We start from the raw sequence: 19605 nt of genomic DNA, 5'->3' as shown, positions 1-19605 counted from the left end.
TATATAATTGTGCAAGTTGAAAACCAATCAATGTAAAGCATTACTATTTATTATGAACATGCTATCCTGTATGATGATATAGGAAAATTTGTGAAAGTAAAGGAGGGGAGTAGATGGTTGTTTTTGAGTGGATCATACTAATTTTTGAGTTTCTTATGATGATGCTAAGTTGGCAGTTTTGGGTTGTCTTAGGTATTCTAGGTTTGATTGTAGGTAGCATCTTCCTTACACCTATTGGTGGTATCGCTATCCTAGTGGTTTGTTTAGTGATTGCATTTATTGTTTATCTGTTAGAAGGATTTATAAACGAGCAAATGGCTAAGCTGGAGGCTAAGCGAAGCGAACGACGGAGGCAAAAAAGAATTGCGAAGCAACAAAGAAAAGAACGACGTGCACGCTGGCGTAAACAGCTTTGGATAAAAATCAAACAAAAGATTAGTACAAGATCATAATTATGAATTGAGATTCAGAAAATACATAGAAGAATACAAAGAAAGCACATCTCTACGCGGGACTTACGTGTAAGTAATGAAAATCCTGCGTTCGAAAGCGTGTGCTTTTTTGTATGTAAATATAAAAAAAGAAACCCATCAAGGGAGCTTGAACGCATCAGCTTGATGGGTTGTTTCGTTGTGACTACCAGTCCCAGATCAACGTCCACAGGGAACCGAAGATCGTGATAAGACTAACCACTACTGCATAAATGATATTGATGTAAAGGGTATTTCTATCTTCTTTCGATTCGTTAACGTGCATGAACATGAACAACTGCACGGTAGCTTGAATGACAGCTGTAGAAACTAGAATGACCATACCCATTGTATAGGACATATCCGTATAAACAACTAGCATTGCGACTAACGTCAAGACGAGGGAGAAGATGAATCCCATCACGTGACCGATAGGGAACAGTCGTTTCATCATGATCACATCAGTCCTTTCAGATAGACGAAGCTGAAGATGAAGATCCAGACAACGTCCAAGAAGTGCCAGTAAAGCGAGAAGATGAATGATTTATTTGCAGTTGTCTCATTCAAACCTTCACGTTTTAACTGGATCATGATTGCTATTCCCCATAGGAGACCAAACGTCACGTGAGCACCGTGTGTACCAAGTAATACGAACAAGCTGGAAGCAAATGCACTTGTTTGAAGCGTCAAGCCTTCATGAACATAAGTGTAGAATTCATAAATCTCGATACCCAAGAACGCTGCACCAAGCAAGAGGGTAATACCCATGAACACCATCATTGGTTTTTTCAAACCTTGACGCATCGCGTGAATTGCTAGACCACAAGTGAAACTACTTGTTAATAGAATGAACGTCTCTGCCAAAACTGGCTCAAGTACGAAGACATCTGCAGCTGTAAGGCCAGATCCTGTACGCGTCCAAAGTGTGAAATAGGTTAAGAACAAGGTAGCGAAAAGCACGATTTCCGCGCCCAAGAAAATCCAAAAGCCTGTTATACGGAAGCGGTTTTCTTCGTTCCGGTATTCAAGAGGCAATGAGTTGTCTATTTTCATACCGAATCACCTCCATAGGATTGTTCCGTTTTCTTCACTTCATCAACTGGAATATAGAAGCCATGATCACGTTCGAACGTACGCATTGCAAGCAAGATGAGAACCCCAATACCTGCTACAATGGCAGACTTCCACATGCTGAATACCATGAAGAATCCCCAGAAGAAGAAGATTGCGCCAAGAATAAACGGTTGACCGTTGTTGCTCGGCATATGAATTTTTTCAATCTTGTTTTTGAAGAGAGAGCGTTTCTCTTTCTTCGCGAAGTAGAATGCATCAAGACGATCTACTTCAGGAACGACAGCAAAGTTGTAAACTGGTACTGGAATATGTGTTGCCCATTCCAATGTACGTCCAGCTCCATCCCATACATCGCCTTTTGTCTCACGCGGTGCGTGACGGAAACTCCAAATGATGTTGTAGACCACTAGAGCAAATCCGATCATAAGACCAACTGAACCAATTGTTGCGATCAAGTTCAACGGACCGAAGCCTGTTTCAGCTGAATACGTGTATTGACGACGTGTCATACCGTCCAGACCCAAGAAGAAGAGTGGAAGGAACGTCACGTTGAATGAAATAGCAATTGTCCAGAATGCAGCTTTACCTTGACGCTCATTGAGCTTGAATCCAGCGATAAGCGGGAACCAGTAGTACATACCAGCGATAACCGCGAATACGGTACCTGGAATCAAGACGTAATGGAAGTGAGCTACCAAGAACATCGTATTGTGGTACTGATAGTCGGCACTTGCCATTGCAAGCATGACACCTGTTACGCCACCCAAAGTAAAGATAGGGATGAACGCTAGTGAATACAACATTGGCGTTGTAAACACAATCTTACCTTTGCGTAATGTGAACAACCAGTTAAATATTTTAACACCTGTCGGAACAGCGATAAGCATCGTCGTAATCGAGAAGAAGCTGTTTACTGCTGCGCCTTGGCCCATCGTGTAGAAGTGGTGGACCCATACCAAGAATGACAAGAGAGAGATGATAGCCATACTTGCTACCATCGATTTGTAGCCGTATAGATTCTTTCTAGAGAACGTAGAAATAATCTCACTGTAAATACCGAAAGCAGGAAGTATAACGATATATACTTCAGGGTGTCCCCATACCCAGAACAAGTTGGCCCAAAGCATGTCCATACCACCATTGGCCATCGTAAAGAACTGACTACCAAATAGGCGATCGAACATCATCAAAGCAAGAGCTACTGTTAATACAGGGAATGCGAATACGATGATAATACAAGTAATAAGTGTAGACCAAGTAAACATTGGCATACGCATAAGCGTCATACCAGGTGCACGCATCTTCATAATTGTTACGATGAAGTTGACACCTGTCATCAAAGTACCGAGACCGGCAATTTGAAGTGCAATTGCGTAATAGTTATTACCTACACCTGGACTAAACTCTGTACTTGCTAGCGGGAAGTAAGATGTCCAACCAGCATCAGGTGCTCCACCAACAACGAACGCGATATTATAAAGCATTGCGCCGAAGAAGAACAACCAGAAGCTGACTGCGTTCAGACGCGGGAAGGCTACGTCGCGTGCACCAATTTGTAGTGGAATAACGACGTTCATAATACCGATAATAAATGGCATCGCCATGAATAGAATCATGATAATACCATGGGCCGAGAATATTTCATTATAATGCTGAGCGGTCAAGAACTTCGCTTCAGGTGCCGTCAGCTGTATACGAAGCATTAGGCCGTCAGCGCCACCGCGGAATAGCATGACGAGAGCGGAAATAATATACATGACGCCGATTTTTTTATGATCGACAGTAGTTAACCATTCTCTCCATAGATAGCCCCACTTTTTGAAGTAGGTCAAGCCAGCAACGATGGCGATGGAGACTAAGACGATACTTATAACGGCACCGATAATTAAAGGGTCGCCGTGCTTGAGTCCGTCAACGATAAACTTATCCCAATTCATTCCTGTTAACTCCTTTCGTGAAGTGATGGCTCTTAGTGGTTCGAATGATCCTCAACTTCGGTTTCTTGATTATTCTCTTCACCATGACCTTCATGGTTGTCGTTATTGCTAGGTTGCTCCTCGTCTTTTTGACCAGGTTTCTTAAAGTGGCTAGAATGATCTTCTGGCGCTGGTCTAAATTCAAGATGCGTGGATGTGTAGGATTCACGTCCAGGGAATTCGATTTTGAGCAACTCATCGAATCTTTCCTCTGTAAGAGGTGGAGCCGTCTTCTTCACATCATTAACCCATTCATCAAATTCTCCTGGGGACATAGCTAGAACTTCAAATTCCATTTTAGCGAACCCTCTACCGCTAAAGTTACTGTTTTTACCCATCATGGAGCCTGGTGTATCAGCAACTAGGTTAAGCTTAGTTACCATGTCTGACATGGCATATTTCTGTCCACCCAACTGAGGGATCCAGAAGCTTGTAATTGGACCGTAAGAATATAGTCTGAACTCGATATTTTGTCCCGTAGGAATGTTCAGATAGTTAACAGTCTCAATCCCTTGCTCCGGATAGCTGAAGTGCCATTTGTAATTAGAAGAAGATGCGTAAATAATCATCGGCTTTTGATTCTCGTAACCCGCTGGAGGTTTTTCTACAGCAACGGTAGTTTTGACAGTTACAACCGACAAAATGGTTACGATAATTATCGGAATAAGTGTCCAAGTAATTTCTAGCTTTAAGCTACCTTCATCATGCGGCGGCTCATAGTCTGGGCTGCTGTTACTGGCACGATATTTAACCAGTATGATGGTGAACAGTGTAAAGACTACGACTAGAACTCCAGCCATCATAAGAACGGAGAAAATAATCGTTTCCGACAACATTTCCGCAGCTGGTCCTTTCGGGTTCAGCACGATTAGTTCATCCGTACAGCCGCTTAGAAGGAGTGTTAACAGCGTCAAGATTACTAATAACGATCCTTTCTTTTTCATTAAGGTACCCCTTTCTGTTTGATGCATTTTGTTGATGCATGTTTGTCAATTTGATGTGTAGCCACATCTTCAATGAGAGAACGTTAACATTATCCAACTTGATAATGCTCACGATTGCCATGTGTGATATTTCAGATAGACATCAATAACGTGGCGATTGTTCTTGGTTTGTACGACTCTCATCAATATCTTCATCACTGATAATACATTCTAAAAGGAATATTGACGATGTTTTTACAGGAAAGACACCTAATTGTCACAATTTTTATTCAAAAAAACTCCATATTTCCGTTAAATTCCTTATTTTAGATGTAAAATCTGTTAATTAGTATAAATAATGCACTTTCATTGAATCGTCATACAAATTTAGAAATCAGTTTTGTCTAGAAAGGAACATTTGTGATTTATTTTCCTACACGAAATCTACACAAATTAAGGATATCGTAAGCTTCAAAGTCTTGTAGGAGGTAATGTTATGAAAATATATCGTTCAACGAAGGCTGTGGCGCTGCTTTTGTTCACCATTTTATTTCTAAGTGCTTGTAGCTTACAGCAGGATGCGCAGACCGAAAGTGAAGCAGGGAAGAGCGTGACGAATGTCGCAGCGCCTTGGAATGCAACCAAAAATACAACTCGGATCAATTCTTCGCATCCAGTTGAGTCAGCTGTGATCGTATCTAAAACGCTGTGGCCTGCAACAGCAGATGATAATCGTCCTGGTGCAGTCATACTGGCATCAACAGAACGTTGGGGATCCGCATTGGCTAGTTTGGATTTGGTACATCATCCGAATAATGGGCCGCTCTTATATATGGACAAGGATGGTATACCTCAAGCGACTATTAATGAAATAAAGCGATTGAGGCCGATTGGTATTGGACAAGCTAAAGAGCAAGTCATTGTGATAGGAGATAGCCCGAATAAAGTAAAAGATCAATTGAGTAAAGAAGGAATGAAAGCAACATTCGTAGCAGGAAATGATGATGCTGAAATTGCCGAACAAATTGATGCACTTTATACGAAAGCATCTGGATCACAACCAGATGGAGTCATCATAGGCTCTCTCGATAGTCCTGAGTACACGATTCCAGCAGGGAACTGGATTGCACATATGCCTGAGCCGCTGCTGTATGTGACGAAGAAAGAAATACCCAAAGCAACGATTAAAGCGCTAGAAAAACGTAAGGGCAAGGCAAATATTTATATTATCGGACCTGAGGCTGTTGTATCTGCTGACCTAGAGAAGAAGTTGCAGCAGTATGGAACCGTAAAGCGGATTTCAGGTAAGAACCCGATTGAGAACTCAATCGCCTTTGCCAAATATAAAGATGAAACAACGGGCTTTGGCTGGGGAATTACGACACCAGGTCACAACTTATCATTTGTTCCTGCTGGCAATCCCTTATTAGCCATCTCGGCAGCACCATTTTCCCACCTAGGGAAACATGCGCCACTTATATGGACAGACAAAGATAAGATGCCTGAATCGGTCATGAATTATGTAATGACGTTACAGCCTAAATATAAGGTGACACCAACAGAAGGACCATTTAATCATGCGTGGATGGTAGGAAATGAGAAGGATCTCACACCTCAAGCGCAAGGGGAAATAGACAGCATGCTAGAGATTGTATCTGCTAGTGGAAAAGGGCATGCTGACCACGGAAGCGGTGGGGAGGATGACACGTCTTCAAATAAAAATGAAAAGGAGACTTCATCTGAAAATGACCATGGTGGTGGTCATCATTAGCAAATAGGATGATATCCAATAAGACAGGCTTAAGAAGCTCACCTGAGATTCAGGTGAGTTTTTCATTGTGCTATATTCCAAATTGAGGGAAAAGGTGTTAACTTTCATTGTGATGTTCCATAAATTGACTTGGGTTAGCAACCAGATTATGATATATTTTATAAGTTCTATTTCTGGATATTGATGGGAGAATGATGTGTGGATAAGGTGAATATATGGTAAATGAATCGAGGTCTTGGTCAACGGTTCCAAGATATGCAATGCGGTTCATGTGGATTGTTACAATTGTTGTCGGACTTTTATCTACGCTCATCGTACTTGGATACGGTGATTATTTTTATTTAGGGAATCCTGATCGTCCTGATAATGATGATGTGAAATATTTGCATACTGCTCGAGTGCTTATTAATGATGGCGTACTATCCTACAACACAAGTGATCAACCTAGTACCTATATTATGCCTGGCATGCCTTTTGTCATTGCTGCTTTTATGCTTGTTTTCGGGCAAGGGGATGAAGCTGTCATTGCGATCCGACTATTTCAATGCCTCTTGCAAGCACTGTGTATACCGTTAATATTCTGGCTGGCTTATCGTGTGTTTACTGTACGAACGGCGTTAATTGCAATCGGAATAAGCGCTATTTACTTGCCTGACTATTTCTCATCAGGTGTGATTCTATCAGAGAGCATCTTCCGAACCTTGTTCCTTCTGCTTATTATCATCATGATCGTAGCGTTGGAGAAACGTCGTACAAGCTGGTATTTGCTCGTTGGCTTACTTGTAGCGATTGCTGCCTACTTTAAGCCGCATTCGACTTTGCTGCCCGTTATATTTCTGTTGTTCTGGTGGAAGCAGCGTTATACGTGGAAGGAAATGATGAAGTATACAGCGGCAATTGGCCTTGTGTTTGTCATTTTATTGTCTCCGTGGTGGATTCGCAACGTCGTGACATTTGATAAATTCGTGGTTTTTACGGAATCATCAGGGAATCCTTTTTTATTAGGAACGTTTATCAATTTTCAAGAGCCTGATGCTGGCTTTTACGCAGAGTACCCAGAACATAAAGATGTGCTTATGCTTGGATCTGATAATCAGTTGAAAGAAAGAGGCTATGATATGCTTGCATATCATTTGAAACATAATCCGCTTCTTCTGCTCTACTGGTTCACAATAGGGAAAGTAGGATCTCTATACGTACTCGCCTATTATTGGAAGCCGCTTTTGGGTATAGATATGATAGCGGTACATATTTATCAGGTTATTTTGTTATTAATGGGAATATCAGGCGTGATTCTGACGTTAAGGAAGCTGAGGCAATGGCCTAATGCGGGTATACTACTCGCATCACTAGGGTATTTCACGTTTATATATATTCCGTTCGTAGCATTCTCACGGTATGGATACCCAAATATGTTCCTTCTTATTATTTTTGCTGCGTTCTTCTTGGATAGGATTTGTACAGCTCGATATGAGAAGAAGATGAAGCAGCAGTCACGACATTATTCTGTAAGTGGAGGTTCGTAGTCATGAAAGTTCTTGTCATCATCCCAGCTTATAATGAAGAAGCAACGATTCAAAATGTAATCGATGAGCTTCAAAACTATATGCCAGAAGTAGATGTAGTTGTTATTAATGATGGTTCTACTGATCGTACTGCAGAAATTGCTGAGCGAGCAGGGGCTAAAGTTTTTACCGTTCCTTATAATGTAGGAATCGGGGGCGGCATGCAAATTGGCTATATGTATGCGCATCGAATGAATTATGATTATGCCGTTCAGATGGACGCGGATGGTCAGCACTGTGCTTCGGATCTTCCTAAATTAGTCGAGCACGCTAAGCATCATGATCTTGTGATTGGATCTCGATATGTGGAGACGACTTCGTACCAATCATCAAAAATGCGCAGAATCGGAATGATCTTTTTCTCAAACATCATCACATGGATTACAAAGCAGCGCATTACAGATACAACTAGTGGCTATCGCGTAGCAAACCGACGTGTCATTGCTTTGTATTCCTCTTACTATCCGACGGATTACCCTGAAGTCGAATCCATCGTTTATTTGAAACGAAAAGGCTGTCGAATTTCGGAAGTATCAACAGAGATGCGCGCTCGTTTAGGCGGTAATTCTTCAATTACTCCAATACGTTCGGTCTACTACATGACAAAAGTAACGTTGGCCGTTTTGATGACTGCGTTACGATACGAGAGGTGATAGGCCAATGAGTATTTATGTAATATCTATTTTGGTTTCCGTGCTGTTTCTGATTGGAATATTGGAGTTGGTGCGGCGTCAGAAGTTAAAAGAACAATATTCATTACTGTGGATTGGTTTTAGCGTGTTTCTCATTGTCGTATCCATAGATGTCCGTCTTATTGAGAACATATCGCTCTGGCTTGATGTAAAGTATGCACCTGCTTTATTGTTTCTCTTTGGCTTGTTGTTCTGCTTTGCGCTTATTATTCATCTCACCGTTGTGATTACGAAGATGTCGAAGCAGTTACTTCGCTTAACTCAAGAGATTACGATATTGCGAGAACGAGGTGTGACGGAGCACGATCATGATTAATTATATTATTTTATTTGCTAACATTATATTGCTAGTTACAGGTCAAATCCTGTTCAAGCTGGGGATTGAGAAGGCTGGCGGATTAGTATGGAACAAAATCATTACTTCTTGGTATGTTATTGGTGGGCTTTCCTTATATGGTATCGCTACAATTCTATGGTTCGTCGTTCTAAGTCGTTTGCCGCTAAGCGTCGCTTATCCTCTACAAAGTATTTCTTATATTCTCGGAATTGCAGCAGCCTTCTTTATTTTTAGCGAACCTGTATCACCAACAAAATGGGTTGGGGCGCTAGTCATTCTCATTGGCGTTTATTTGATAGCGAAGTAGCTGATTGATTATGTATAGGTACAGCTTCATCTCGAACACAATATAATTCAGAATGTAGGAGCGGCCGCAGCTTATTTAAACTAGGAGTGAACGTATGACGTCTTTTTTTAGCATGGATTTTAAAACCAAACGAACATTATTGATTATGGCCTTATTTGTATTTATACTATCATCCTTTTTTGTTTTGGCGCACCATAATTACTTTTTGCTAGGTGATTTGCACAAGCCTAACAACGATGACGTAAAATATTTACATAGTGCAAGAGTATTATTAAATGAAGGAACACTTGTGTACAACTCTGGAAATGATCCATCTGCGTTTATCATGCCTGGAATTTCGATTATACTGGCGGGCTTTATGATTGTATTCGGAGAAGGTGATGGGGCAATTATTGCCTTTCGTCTTTTTCAATGTATGCTGCAAGCGATATCGATATTTCTTATCTTCTTTATTGCACGGTATACGTTTAATACACGTACAGCATTTATCGTTTGCGGTATTAGCATGTTTTATATGCCGGATTATTTCTCTTCAGGAGTTATTCTTTCTGAGACGATGTTCCGTACAGCGGTGTTGCTGCTGGTTTGCATCATTATCGTGGCGGTAGAGTCAGGCAAGACATTCTGGTATATATGGATTGGAATTATGGTGGCGTTTTTGGCTTACTTTAAGCCACATGCTACGCTTTATCCGGCCATTTTACTTATTCTATGGTGGAAGCACAAAGTGCCATGGCGGGATATGGTGCGATATACGTTCTTAATAGCAGGTGCCTATATCGTATTATTGGCGCCATGGTGGATACGCAATATGATTACATTTGATCGATTTATTTTGTTTACCAACTCAGCAGGAAGTCCATTTTTACTAGGGACTAGAATTAATTATCAGCTGCCACCTGCAGGCTTTTTCGATGCTTATCCGCAATATGATCCGAAGACGATATTTGCAGGTTCGGACGGTTCAGCGATAAGTAAAGGGTTGGACATTTTGAAGTATGGATTTGTCTATGATACTTGGAATTATGTCCATTGGTATACGATCGGCAAGCTGCACAACTTGTACAATATCCCGTACTATTGGCGCCCAATATGGCCGATTAGTCGTTCATTTATGAATGTGGCACAAGTAATATTAATGAGTGTTAGCGTGTTAGGGATGATATGGGCATTCATCCGTGTACCTTTTGCAAGAATGCTGCCTGTACTTCTGACGCTCGCTTACTTTACCGTTATTTATATGCCGTTTGTTGCTTTCTCACGCTATGGGTATCCTAATGTTGTATTTTTATTGATGTTTGCTGCTTTCTTTGTAGATCGGCTTATTGCAGTTGTGCGCAATAAGTGACGACAATTCGTGGAGCATGATAATAAAAGAGGAAGAACCTTCTCATTCACAATGGATGTTGTGATGGAAGGTTCTTTTTTGATGGAAGCTATGAATGGAAGCAGGGGACTTTATAGGTGGAGTATAGTAGGTCGCCGTTAGCAAAATGGGGAGAAGCTAGCAGCTAGAACTGAAGGAGAGTTAAATCAGATGACAGGCAGCATAGTGGCCGCTTCCGTGATGTCGAAGCAGTGGAGTTTCTTCCCGGCATTTGGATTGTGCCAATGGACAGCGAGTATGGAATTTGCATCCTGTCGGTGGATTTACTGGGCTAGGTGGATCGCCATGCAGTACGATGCGCTCACGCTTCACACGTGGATTTGGAATAGGTACGGCAGACAGCAGAGCTTGTGTATAAGGGTGAAGGGGCTTGCTGAAACATTCATCCCGTGGACCTAACTCAACCAACGAACCTAAGTACATTACTCCGATACGGTTGCACAGATGCTGAACGACACTTAAGTCATGCGAGATAAATAAATATGTCAAGCTGCGCTGTTCTTGCAGCTTGCGAAATAAATTAATAATTTGAGCTTGTATAGAAACATCAAGCGCAGAGAGCGGTTCATCTGCGACAACAAAGTCAGGATTTAAAATAATCGCCCGTGCAATTCCAATACGTTGGCGTTGACCACCGGAAAATTCATGTGGATAGCGATCCATATGGTAACTGGACATACCGCATAGTGCCAGCACCTCTGCTACACGTTCATCAACCTCTTCCTGTGAACATAATCCATGTTGGATTAATGCTTCACCTATCGCATCGCCAATACGAATTCGAGGATTCAAAGAACTATAAGGATCTTGAAAAATAAATTGCAGCTTCGGTCTTAACTTACGCATTTCGGACTTTGATAGATCATGCAAATCTTGACCTTGATATTGTACAGTACCGTCAGTCTTATCATTGAGACGGAGCAGTGTTCTGCCAAGTGTACTCTTGCCGCTGCCCGATTCGCCAACCAATCCGAATGTGTCGCCTCTATTGATAACCAAGCTCACATCGTCTACCGCTTTGACATGGCCGCTTGTACGCTGCAGCAGCCCTGTTTTTACAGGGAAATATTTTTTGAGCCGATCAACGATGATGAGCTGTTGCTGTGTGCTTGGTGTCATTATGAGCTGCCTCCTTTTCATGCAACCAGCACGCTGATTTGTGTTCGTCACCAATCGTTTGCAAGTGAGGTCTGCTTGAACGGCATTTGCTAGTCGCATAATCGCAACGTTCATAAAAGGAGCAGTAATCCCCGATTTCCAACGGATGAGGAACTTGGCCGGGAATTGAATATAAGGTCTCTTCATGTTTATGCAATACAGGTTTGGAACGAAGCAGGCCTTGGGTGTAGGGATGCTTCGGATTATCAAATAGTTCAATAACGGGTGCTTGCTCTACAATCTTGCCCGCATACATAACGATGACATAGTCAGCCATTTCTGCGACAACGCCCAGATCATGTGTTATAAATATGATGGACGTACCGTGCTCCTCTTTAATACGCCGCAGCAAATCTAGAATTTGTGCTTGAATCGTTACATCTAGTGCAGTAGTAGGTTCATCCGCAATAAGCAGCTGAGGACGGCAGGCAATCGCCATCGCGATCATCATGCGCTGAAGCATACCGCCGCTTAATTCATGTGGATAGGCGTTGAGCATCGATTCTGGACGTGCAATCCCTACCGAACGAATAAGCTCAACAGCTTTTGTACGCGCCTCCTTCTTCTTCAATCGCAAATGCTCCTGCAAGGGCTCTATTAATTGCCTGCCAATCGTTAAGACCGGATTAAAAGAACTCATTGGCTCTTGAAAGATCATACTCATTTGATTGCCGCGAAGCCGTCGCAGCTGTTGTTTAGCCAACTTATTCAAAGGCTGATCGGCCAGCACAATATCGCCTGTAACCTGACAGCCCTCCGACTCAGCCAACAATCCCATAAGGGCTAGCGCAGTTACGCTTTTGCCGCATCCTGATTCTCCGACTATACATACTGTTTCGCCCGGTTTTACTTGGAAGCTGATATCATCGACCGCTTTCACTGTTCCACCGGCTGTAGGGAAGTGAACTTGCAGATGGTCGACTTGCAGCAGCGCTTCATTTGCAGAAGCATGTTGTAAAGGGAAATTCATATCCACTACCGCCTTTCCTGCTTAGGATCAAGCGCATCCCTTAATCCGTCACCGAATAAATTAATGGCGATGACCGTGGCGAAGATCGCTAAGCCTGGCGGAATCCAGAGCCATGGACGTTTCTCAAAGTCAATGAGTGTGTTGGCTGCATCAATCATATTTCCCCAAGTTGGTGTTGGAGGCATAACTCCAAGTCCGAAATAGCTAAGTGTAGACTCGCTTATTATAGCTCCTCCAATACTTAATGTAGCTACAACAATAAGTAGCGGGAAAATATTCGGCAGTAAATGTGTGAAGAGCTTGCGCCGATCGTTCAGACCAAGTGCTTCTGCAGCTTGCATAAAGTCTCGTTCCCGAAGGCTTAGCAATTCTCCACGGACGAGGCGGGCTAAGCCTGGCCATCCAACGACGCTCAGCATCAGCATGACGATATAAAGCCGGTATTCGGTTGGTACTTTCCATTCCGATAAGATGGCTCCAATAATAAATAGCAAGGGTAGGTTTGGTATCGTCATCAACAGATCAGCAATCCGCATAATGATTTGATCAACAATTCCTCGATAGTAACTGGCAATTGCACCAAGTACCGTTCCAATGACTACGGATAGAATCATAGATACAAGACCGACGGTCAGCGATATTCTTCCTGCTTGCAGCAGTCTTGTCAATACGTCACGGCCTAGATGATCGGTACCTAGCCAATGTGCTGCGCTAGGCGCTTGATTCATAACAGCCAAGTTCACTTTGCCCGATGCATACGGAGAAAATAGGGGAGCAATAAAGCATGCGGCAAACATGACGATTATAAATATGAATCCGAGCATAGCCGTTCGATTGCGGCGTAGTTTCTTGATCGATTGCTGCCATAACGAAGATCGTTCAATAACGGCAGCAGGTCGAGAAGTGGATATAGTTTGCTCAGGAGCAAGCTGTTCAATTGCTGTAGACATGTCTCATACTCCTTTCTATAGACGTACTCGCGGATCAGCTAATCTGTACAGCAGGTCAGAAATAAAGGTGCCAATAACGGTAAGTATCGCAAGCAGCATCGTGAAGCCCATCAGCAGCGGGTAATCTCGCATCGTAAAAGACTGCATGTACAATTGCCCGATGCCAGGCCAGTTGAATATTTTCTCAATGACAATGGAACCACCGAACAGCGTTGGCAGTTCAAATCCGATTAAGGTGATAGCTGGCAGCATAGCATTGCGCAGTGCATGGCGATACAATACGACTCGTTCCTTCAAGCCTTTAGCACGAGCTGTGCGTACATAGTCTTGCTTCATCGCTTCAAGCATATGGGATCGGAAATAGCGGGTCAGTGATCCTGTTCCGAGTAAGGTGACGATCAAGACGGGCAGTACCATATGCTCCGCAACTTCGAGGACATAATCCCAACCTTCCGCGTTGCTTCCAGTCGTAATCATTCCTCCTGGAGGCAGTATGCCTGCATCAACGGCAAACAGCTTAATGAAAAAGAGCCCAATGAAGAACGAAGGAATCGACATGGCTGCAAATATAAAAATCGTGACGCTCTTGTCAAAAATAGATTGAGACTTATAAGCACAGAGCACGCCGGCTACGACTGCGATAAACCACGTAAGAAAGGTGGAGACGGCCGCGAGCAGGAATGAATTCCAAATGTAATGGTTAAATAAAGTCATAATTGGCTTCTGATGCTGCAAAGAATAACCAAAGTCGCCTTCCAGCACGTTGCCAAGCCATGCTGTATATCGTTCGACGAGCGGCTTGTTGAGCCCGTAAATTTCACGAAGCTCCGCCTTGCGCTGCTCGGTCATATTCATATTGTTGTCGACGTAGTCACCAGGTGTTAGCGCATATAGAAAAAAAATAAGCATGGACGCACCTAACAGCGTCAGCAGCATATAGATGATTCGGCGTATGACGTAAGTGCTCATGAAGATGCCTCCTGTTAGTAAGGCTGGGACGGTCCGCTATGGCGTCCGTCCCATTCCTTTCTTATTCAATGCTTGTCAGTGGCAGGCTCGTTGCGATTCCGCGATACGGATTCGGATCCAACCCTTTAATGCGAGAGTTATAGGAATATAGAAGCTTGGAGTAACTGTAGAAAATATAAGGTGGATCTTCATTCAGCTCTTGATACAGCTTTTTGTAAACTTCTTTGCGCTTTTCAATATCGAGCGTGCTGATGCCTTCTTTAATCAACTGATCAACTTTTGGATTGGAGTAACCCTTCGCTTCTTCTGTCGTAAATCCAGATACGCCGCTATGCGGATCTAGAAGCATTGGTGTGGAGAAGGAAGCTAAATCATAGTCGCCGCCATCGACTTTGGCGAGCAGTGCGTTAAAGTCAGCGAATTGTTCCGGTTCAAATTGAATGCCGATGGCTGTGTAGTTTTCTTTGGCGATCGCGATCAATGCGTCAGATCCTTTTGATTTGGAAGAAAGATAGCGAATGACAAGTTTTTGACCATCTTTTTCGCGTACACCATCACTACCTTCTTTCCAGCCAGCCTCATCGAGTAGTGTTTTTGCTTTTTCAGGATCGTAATGGTATGGATTAATTCCTTCTTCCGTATAAGACCAAGAAGTAGGGGATGTAGGAATGTTTGCAACTTGTGCAGACCCTTGGGATACCCCTTCAACAATTGTTTTGCGGTCTAGTCCATAAATGAGTGCCTGACGCAATTTTTTATCTTTGAAATAAGGCTTCTTGTGGTTGATAGAAATGTAGCCATATGCACTTGATGTGTTTAGCTTAAGATTGAGGAAGCCGAGCTTTTGCAGTTTATCTAAATTGTCTTGAGTAGCGGAAAACGCTGCGTAATCCTGCTCTCCTGTTTCAATAAATTGGAATGCATCACCTTCGGTTGTTTTGTAAATAAAGCGTTCGATTTTAGGTTTTCCTTTGAAGAAGTGCTCATTAGCCGTGAACCGCAGTTCTTGACCTGGTAGATGCTTATCCAGCTTGTATGGGCCAGCGCCTACTGGCTTCGCATGAAGCTCTCGAATGTATTCGAGACTGCCGAACTTGTAGTCTTTTCCGTAATAGGCTTTGGAAAGAACTTGGCCGCCCAATGTAAGCAGCGCAGTTGCATTGACTTGATCAGTTTCAATTTGAATCGTTTGTGGATCGATTACTTTGATGCCAGCAACGGACGAGGCTTTTCCTTCTTTGTAAGCTAAGCCGCCCTTAATATGGCTTGAAAAAATATCTGTTCCGCCATCATAGTTTTTGTCGTGCAGGATGGTGAGCGTAAAGGCAACATCCTCTGCAGTTAACGGGGAGCCGTCACTGAACTTCAAATCTTTATTTAAGTGAAACGTATACGTAAGCTGATCTTTGGAAATTTCCCATTTCTCTGCAAGATAAGGTACGATCTTGCCTTTCTCGTCAACAGTCACGAGTGGAGCGAACAGTACGGAAGCAACATTTCCGTCATATCCGCTTTGATGGAAATGCGGTGTGAAGGCACCGCTTGGCTCTGTCAGACCAGCGATAAAGGTGTCATTACGTTGTTTTGCAGAATCCGGCAGCTTGGATGGATCGGAGGCTTGAATAACCCCTGTCCCTAGATCGGTCACTTTTGTACTCACTGCTGCTGATGTATTTGTTTGAGCAGTTGAGTTAGCAGTACCGGCATTTGAATTGGTTGCTGTAGATGGAGCTGAAGATGTGCTCGGCTTCGATTCATTGGATGTGCAAGCTGTAAATAGAGATGAAGCGAGCAGCACGATGAATAGGGATAGTACTTGTTTTTTCATAGGACATCCTCCTTTTGATGAACAACTCGTTTGTTGATGTTAGCAATGTTATTTTATTCCGATTGGAAAAGTCAACAATAAACCGACATGTTGTTGTTTTGCGAAAAAGTAGTAACGCCATATACGATGAAAGCGAATTCATTAACAAATGTGAACGATTTCCATCTAGTTGAAGCAGATGGCTTAGTTTCATTTCGGAAAGAACAATTGCAGCTAATATTCGGGGATATACAAAAGAGGCTATCTCCGAAGTCAATATTCATGACTTTGGGACAGCCTCTTTTTAATGGAAGATACACAGGTGCACATTCACAGTGTATAAAGTTGTGTGCTAATTAGCAGAGTTGCTATATAACTTACAGGAATACGAAGTAAATAACAGCTGCCAATACAATTCGATAAATCGCAAACGGCACGAGTTTAACACGATTGATAAGCTTCAAGAAGAAGCGAATCGAGATCAAAGCGAAAATAAATGCGCTAATAAAGCCAACGATGAAAAATGGAAGTGCGTCAATCGTGAAGTACTTCCAGTTCTTCAATAAGGACAATCCGCTTGCGCCAAGCATAATCGGAATAGCCATAATAAAGGTGAAGTCAGATGCTGCACGGTGACTCATTCCTAACAGAACGCCTCCGGAAATCGTTGATCCTGAACGAGAGAAGCCAGGCCATAGACCAAGACATTGGAATAATCCAGTTCCAAGCGCTTGCTTGTATGTGATCTGGTCAACCGTTTCAGCAGAAGGACGCTTTGGTCGAGCATAGTCGGCAATAATCATCAAGACTGCACCGATAACGAGTCCAATGAGCACCGTCTCAATTGAGAATAAATACTCATCAATGTAATCCTCAAACAATACGCCCAACACACCAGCTGGAATTAAACCAACAAGTATTTGTGCAAGCGTTAGTTTTGGTCCACTTTCCGTACCCGGTATATTTTTCTTTAAGCCGAACAAATTCAAGATACGATCTTTGAAAACGACTACAACAGCTAGAATAGAACCAAGCTGGATGACGACTTTGAATGTATTCGCCACAGGCGGCGAGAATAATTCTTTAGAATGAAGTAAAAAGTCATCTACTAGTATCATGTGGCCCGTAGATGAGACCGGAGCGAATTCCGTCAAGCCCTCCACAATGCCCAATATGAATGCCACAAACAATTCCCACAAATTCAACAATGTCACTCTCCTACATCACGAGATAAAAGTTCACATAGGCACTATTATACTGTTTTTTTAACAGAAACGGTAGTGATAGAAAGGATAGCAAAGAATTGTATCTAATTGGTAATGGAAGAGGGGGATAATACGGACAGTAGAGATTTTTTTCGGAATATGTACAGAATGCGTGGACATTTGTCATTTTAACCCATACAATGTTGCTAAAGAATGATTATGTCGCAGTATGTTCTCTACAAAGGGGATGTTCCATGGAACACATAATTGAAGTAAAGCAACTTACGAAAGCGTTTACTTACTATAAGAAAGATACTGGAATTATCCACTCGTTTAAAAATCTTATTCACCGAAATTCGCTAACCAAAATGGCTGTTGAAGATGTGAGTTTCTCCATCCGTCAAGGAGAAATGGTAGGCTTTCTTGGTCCGAATGGGGCAGGGAAATCAACAACTTTGAAAATGTTGTCCGGTATTCTTCATCCAACTAGCGGGTCCGCAACGGTAATGGGTTATACTCCTTGGAAACGACACAAGGACTTCAAACAGCAATTCTCCATCGTCATGGGACAAAAAAGTCAACTATGGCCAGACCTTCCTGCAGCAGATTCCATCTATTTAAATAAATGCATTTACCAAGTTGAACAAGATAGTTATCAGAGAACATTAGACGAATTAACCGATATGTTGGGCGTCAGGGACCTTCTGCATGTTCAAGTTAGACGATTATCGTTAGGAGAGCGGATGAAAATGGAGTTGATTGCATCCTTAATCCATCGTCCGAAGCTTCTTTTTTTGGACGAGCCAACGATTGGTCTTGACTTGTTGGCACAGAAAGCAATCCGGCAGTTTTTACGGCATTACAATGAACAGACGAACGCAACTATTATATTAACAAGCCACTATATGAAAGATATCGAAGATCTTTGTCCTAGAGTGATTCTGATCCAAGGAGGTCGTATCACATATGATGGCGAACTTCAGGATGTTAACGCTGAATATGGTGATAAGCGCATTATGAAGCTTCAATTTCATGAACACGTTGAGCGAGAGATACTACTGCCATTTGGAAATGTACTGCATCATGACGGTATAACCGCGGTCATCGAATTGGAATCTTCCAATATAGCGGATTCTTCGCGGCAGTTGTTGGAGCTGCTGCCTGTCTCGGATGTTCTTATTGCTGAGATCGGTGCTGAAGAAGGCATCGAGGCATTATTTCAGAGGCAATCATGAAGAACGCCAACAAATATGCTGTCACATTTCGCTTCGGTCTCCAACATGCCCTGGAATATCGCTCCAACTTTTTTTTGTCTCTCATTAGTGCATTTGTTCCAGCGGTCGTTCAATATTATATTTGGTCTACTGTTTATAAAAGTTATAACGATACTACTTTGTTCGGTTATTCTTACGAGCAGATGATTGCCTATACGATTCTAGCAGCAGTAGTATCCAAGCTCGTTATGACAAATATGGAGCATGCCGTATCTAATGACATTAAGACAGGTGGTTTGAACCGCTATTTGATCCAGCCAATAAGCTATTTTGGATTTCGTTTATGTCATTACTTCGGCCAGAAGCTGCTCTATATAATCGGCTTTATCGTCATTATTACTCTTATCCTCTTCGTATCACCTGCATCCCGTCAACTTGAGCATGAACCTGAACGTATCGTTATTTTTATCTTATCGATCGTTATGGCAATGATAATAAGCTTTCTTCTTTCTTTCGCTGTTTCTGCCATTGCATTTTGGTTGGCCGACATCTCCTATTTTTTCGTAGTAACTTCTTTAGTTATTAATGTTGTCAGTGGAGGGATGTTTCCTCTTGAGTTATTTGGTGAAGGATTCCGCTCTGCTATATCTGTACTGCCGTTCTATTACATGATTTACTGGCCAGTAAATGTGTGGACAGGCATTATACCATCTTCAGAGCTATGGCTTGGTCTGCTATGGCAGCTAGGCTGGAGTGTGGTATTGGGCGGTGTGGCTTATATGAGCTGGAAGCTGGGATTCAAGCGATATTTGGGTTTAGGAGGTTAAGCA

19 protein-coding genes are annotated in these 19605 nt (G+C 42.5%); 9 read left to right on the top strand and 10 right to left on the bottom strand.

The features are described from left to right. Nucleotides 1–113 precede the first annotated feature (113 nt). On the top strand, nucleotides 114–452 hold the full coding sequence (locus FPZ44_RS12930; RefSeq protein ID WP_144990791.1) for a hypothetical protein: 339 nt from the start codon (nucleotides 114–116) through the stop codon (nucleotides 450–452). A 184-nt stretch (nucleotides 453–636) separates the two neighbouring features. On the opposite strand, the gene qoxD is transcribed toward FPZ44_RS12930, so the two are convergent. The 4 genes from qoxD to qoxA are packed head-to-tail and all read right to left on the bottom strand — an operon-like array spanning nucleotide 637 to nucleotide 4464. Then, complete coding sequence (gene qoxD / locus FPZ44_RS12925; RefSeq protein WP_144991829.1) at nucleotides 637–921, bottom strand: cytochrome aa3 quinol oxidase subunit IV; 285 nt, start codon at nucleotides 919–921, stop codon at nucleotides 637–639. Nucleotides 922–926: 5 nt separating this feature from the next. Beyond that, nucleotides 927–1523: a cytochrome aa3 quinol oxidase subunit III gene (qoxC, locus tag FPZ44_RS12920; protein WP_144990789.1), complete on the bottom strand. Its 597-nt coding sequence runs from the start codon at nucleotides 1521–1523 to the stop codon at nucleotides 927–929. Beyond that, nucleotides 1520–3481 carry a cytochrome aa3 quinol oxidase subunit I gene (gene qoxB, locus FPZ44_RS12915; protein ID WP_144990787.1) on the bottom strand — a complete coding sequence of 654 codons (1962 nt, stop codon included), beginning with the start codon at nucleotides 3479–3481 and terminating at the stop codon, nucleotides 1520–1522. Before qoxB ends, qoxC begins: the two co-directional genes overlap by 4 nt. 32 nt (nucleotides 3482–3513) lie before the next feature. Beyond that, complete coding sequence (qoxA, locus tag FPZ44_RS12910) at nucleotides 3514–4464, bottom strand: cytochrome aa3 quinol oxidase subunit II (protein WP_144990785.1); 951 nt, start codon at nucleotides 4462–4464, stop codon at nucleotides 3514–3516. A gap of 475 nt (nucleotides 4465–4939) precedes the next feature. Between qoxA and FPZ44_RS12905 the strand changes: the two genes are divergently transcribed. The 6 genes from FPZ44_RS12905 to FPZ44_RS12880 all read left to right on the top strand — a co-directional run bounded on the left by FPZ44_RS12905 (nucleotide 4940) and on the right by FPZ44_RS12880 (nucleotide 10463). Next, on the top strand, nucleotides 4940–6214 hold the full coding sequence (locus FPZ44_RS12905) for a cell wall-binding repeat-containing protein (RefSeq protein ID WP_144990783.1): 1275 nt from the start codon (nucleotides 4940–4942) through the stop codon (nucleotides 6212–6214). Nucleotides 6215–6429: 215 nt separating this feature from the next. Beyond that, nucleotides 6430–7740: an ArnT family glycosyltransferase gene (locus FPZ44_RS12900; RefSeq protein ID WP_144990781.1), complete on the top strand. Its 1311-nt coding sequence runs from the start codon at nucleotides 6430–6432 to the stop codon at nucleotides 7738–7740. A gap of 2 nt (nucleotides 7741–7742) precedes the next feature. Beyond that, nucleotides 7743–8432, top strand: a complete 690-nt coding sequence (locus FPZ44_RS12895) for a glycosyltransferase family 2 protein (RefSeq protein WP_144990779.1) — start codon at nucleotides 7743–7745, stop codon at nucleotides 8430–8432. Nucleotides 8433–8439: 7 nt separating this feature from the next. After that, a complete protein-coding gene (locus FPZ44_RS12890) occupies nucleotides 8440–8787 on the top strand; it encodes a DUF2304 domain-containing protein (protein WP_144990777.1) in 348 nt (115 codons plus the stop codon). Beyond that, nucleotides 8780–9115, top strand: coding sequence for an EamA family transporter (locus tag FPZ44_RS12885; protein ID WP_144990775.1), 336 nt, complete (start codon nucleotides 8780–8782; stop codon nucleotides 9113–9115). Before FPZ44_RS12890 ends, FPZ44_RS12885 begins: the two co-directional genes overlap by 8 nt. Before the next feature lie 94 nt (nucleotides 9116–9209). Then, on the top strand, nucleotides 9210–10463 hold the full coding sequence (locus FPZ44_RS12880) for an ArnT family glycosyltransferase (protein ID WP_144990773.1): 1254 nt from the start codon (nucleotides 9210–9212) through the stop codon (nucleotides 10461–10463). 180 nt (nucleotides 10464–10643) lie between these two features. Here the strand turns inward: FPZ44_RS12880 and FPZ44_RS12875 are convergent, their stop codons facing one another. The 6 genes from FPZ44_RS12875 to FPZ44_RS12850 all read right to left on the bottom strand — a co-directional run bounded on the left by FPZ44_RS12875 (nucleotide 10644) and on the right by FPZ44_RS12850 (nucleotide 17555). Beyond that, a complete protein-coding gene (locus FPZ44_RS12875) occupies nucleotides 10644–11621 on the bottom strand; it encodes an ABC transporter ATP-binding protein (RefSeq protein ID WP_144990771.1) in 978 nt (325 codons plus the stop codon). Beyond that, the gene (locus FPZ44_RS12870; protein ID WP_144990769.1) at nucleotides 11584–12630 is read right to left on the bottom strand and encodes an ABC transporter ATP-binding protein; all 1047 of its coding nucleotides are present in this window, start codon (nucleotides 12628–12630) and stop codon (nucleotides 11584–11586) included. Before FPZ44_RS12870 ends, FPZ44_RS12875 begins: the two co-directional genes overlap by 38 nt. Nucleotides 12631–12635: 5 nt before the next feature. After that, a complete protein-coding gene (gene opp4C, locus FPZ44_RS12865) occupies nucleotides 12636–13580 on the bottom strand; it encodes an oligopeptide ABC transporter permease (RefSeq protein WP_144990767.1) in 945 nt (314 codons plus the stop codon). A 15-nt stretch (nucleotides 13581–13595) separates the two neighbouring features. Further along, entirely contained in the window at nucleotides 13596–14549 is a 954-nt protein-coding gene (locus FPZ44_RS12860) for an ABC transporter permease (RefSeq protein ID WP_144990765.1), read from the bottom strand. A gap of 61 nt (nucleotides 14550–14610) precedes the next feature. Further along, nucleotides 14611–16377: an ABC transporter substrate-binding protein gene (locus FPZ44_RS12855; RefSeq protein WP_144990763.1), complete on the bottom strand. Its 1767-nt coding sequence runs from the start codon at nucleotides 16375–16377 to the stop codon at nucleotides 14611–14613. A gap of 356 nt (nucleotides 16378–16733) precedes the next feature. Then, entirely contained in the window at nucleotides 16734–17555 is an 822-nt protein-coding gene (locus tag FPZ44_RS12850) for an undecaprenyl-diphosphate phosphatase (RefSeq protein WP_144991828.1), read from the bottom strand. A gap of 260 nt (nucleotides 17556–17815) precedes the next feature. On the opposite strand from FPZ44_RS12850, the gene FPZ44_RS12845 reads away from it, so the two are divergent. Further along, nucleotides 17816–18796, top strand: a complete 981-nt coding sequence (locus tag FPZ44_RS12845) for an ABC transporter ATP-binding protein (protein ID WP_144990761.1) — start codon at nucleotides 17816–17818, stop codon at nucleotides 18794–18796. After that, entirely contained in the window at nucleotides 18793–19602 is an 810-nt protein-coding gene (locus FPZ44_RS12840) for an ABC transporter permease (RefSeq protein WP_144990759.1), read from the top strand. Before FPZ44_RS12845 ends, FPZ44_RS12840 begins: the two co-directional genes overlap by 4 nt. Nucleotides 19603–19605 lie beyond the last annotated feature (3 nt).

This window comes from Paenibacillus agilis (assembly GCF_007786455.1).
Taxonomy (GTDB): Bacteria; Bacillota; Bacilli; order Paenibacillales; family Paenibacillaceae; genus Paenibacillus_B; species Paenibacillus_B agilis.
The sequence above is the reverse complement of the archived record's forward strand: the minus strand, read 5'-3'. Positions and strand labels throughout refer to the sequence as shown.

Coding starts and splice junctions, on each gene's coding strand:
- FPZ44_RS12930 (WP_144990791.1), top strand. CDS start 114: ATGGTTGTTTTTGAGTGGATCATACTAATTTTTGAGTTTCTTATGATG.
- qoxD (WP_144991829.1), bottom strand. CDS start 921: ATGAAACGACTGTTCCCTATCGGTCACGTGATGGGATTCATCTTCTCC.
- qoxC (WP_144990789.1), bottom strand. CDS start 1,523: ATGAAAATAGACAACTCATTGCCTCTTGAATACCGGAACGAAGAAAAC.
- qoxB (WP_144990787.1), bottom strand. CDS start 3,481: ATGAATTGGGATAAGTTTATCGTTGACGGACTCAAGCACGGCGACCCT.
- qoxA (WP_144990785.1), bottom strand. CDS start 4,464: ATGAAAAAGAAAGGATCGTTATTAGTAATCTTGACGCTGTTAACACTC.
- FPZ44_RS12905 (WP_144990783.1), top strand. CDS start 4,940: ATGAAAATATATCGTTCAACGAAGGCTGTGGCGCTGCTTTTGTTCACC.
- FPZ44_RS12900 (WP_144990781.1), top strand. CDS start 6,430: ATGGTAAATGAATCGAGGTCTTGGTCAACGGTTCCAAGATATGCAATG.
- FPZ44_RS12895 (WP_144990779.1), top strand. CDS start 7,743: ATGAAAGTTCTTGTCATCATCCCAGCTTATAATGAAGAAGCAACGATT.
- FPZ44_RS12890 (WP_144990777.1), top strand. CDS start 8,440: ATGAGTATTTATGTAATATCTATTTTGGTTTCCGTGCTGTTTCTGATT.
- FPZ44_RS12885 (WP_144990775.1), top strand. CDS start 8,780: ATGATTAATTATATTATTTTATTTGCTAACATTATATTGCTAGTTACA.
- FPZ44_RS12880 (WP_144990773.1), top strand. CDS start 9,210: ATGACGTCTTTTTTTAGCATGGATTTTAAAACCAAACGAACATTATTG.
- FPZ44_RS12875 (WP_144990771.1), bottom strand. CDS start 11,621: ATGACACCAAGCACACAGCAACAGCTCATCATCGTTGATCGGCTCAAA.
- FPZ44_RS12870 (WP_144990769.1), bottom strand. CDS start 12,630: ATGAATTTCCCTTTACAACATGCTTCTGCAAATGAAGCGCTGCTGCAA.
- opp4C (WP_144990767.1), bottom strand. CDS start 13,580: ATGTCTACAGCAATTGAACAGCTTGCTCCTGAGCAAACTATATCCACT.
- FPZ44_RS12860 (WP_144990765.1), bottom strand. CDS start 14,549: ATGAGCACTTACGTCATACGCCGAATCATCTATATGCTGCTGACGCTG.
- FPZ44_RS12855 (WP_144990763.1), bottom strand. CDS start 16,377: ATGAAAAAACAAGTACTATCCCTATTCATCGTGCTGCTCGCTTCATCT.
- FPZ44_RS12845 (WP_144990761.1), top strand. CDS start 17,816: ATGGAACACATAATTGAAGTAAAGCAACTTACGAAAGCGTTTACTTAC.
- FPZ44_RS12840 (WP_144990759.1), top strand. CDS start 18,793: ATGAAGAACGCCAACAAATATGCTGTCACATTTCGCTTCGGTCTCCAA.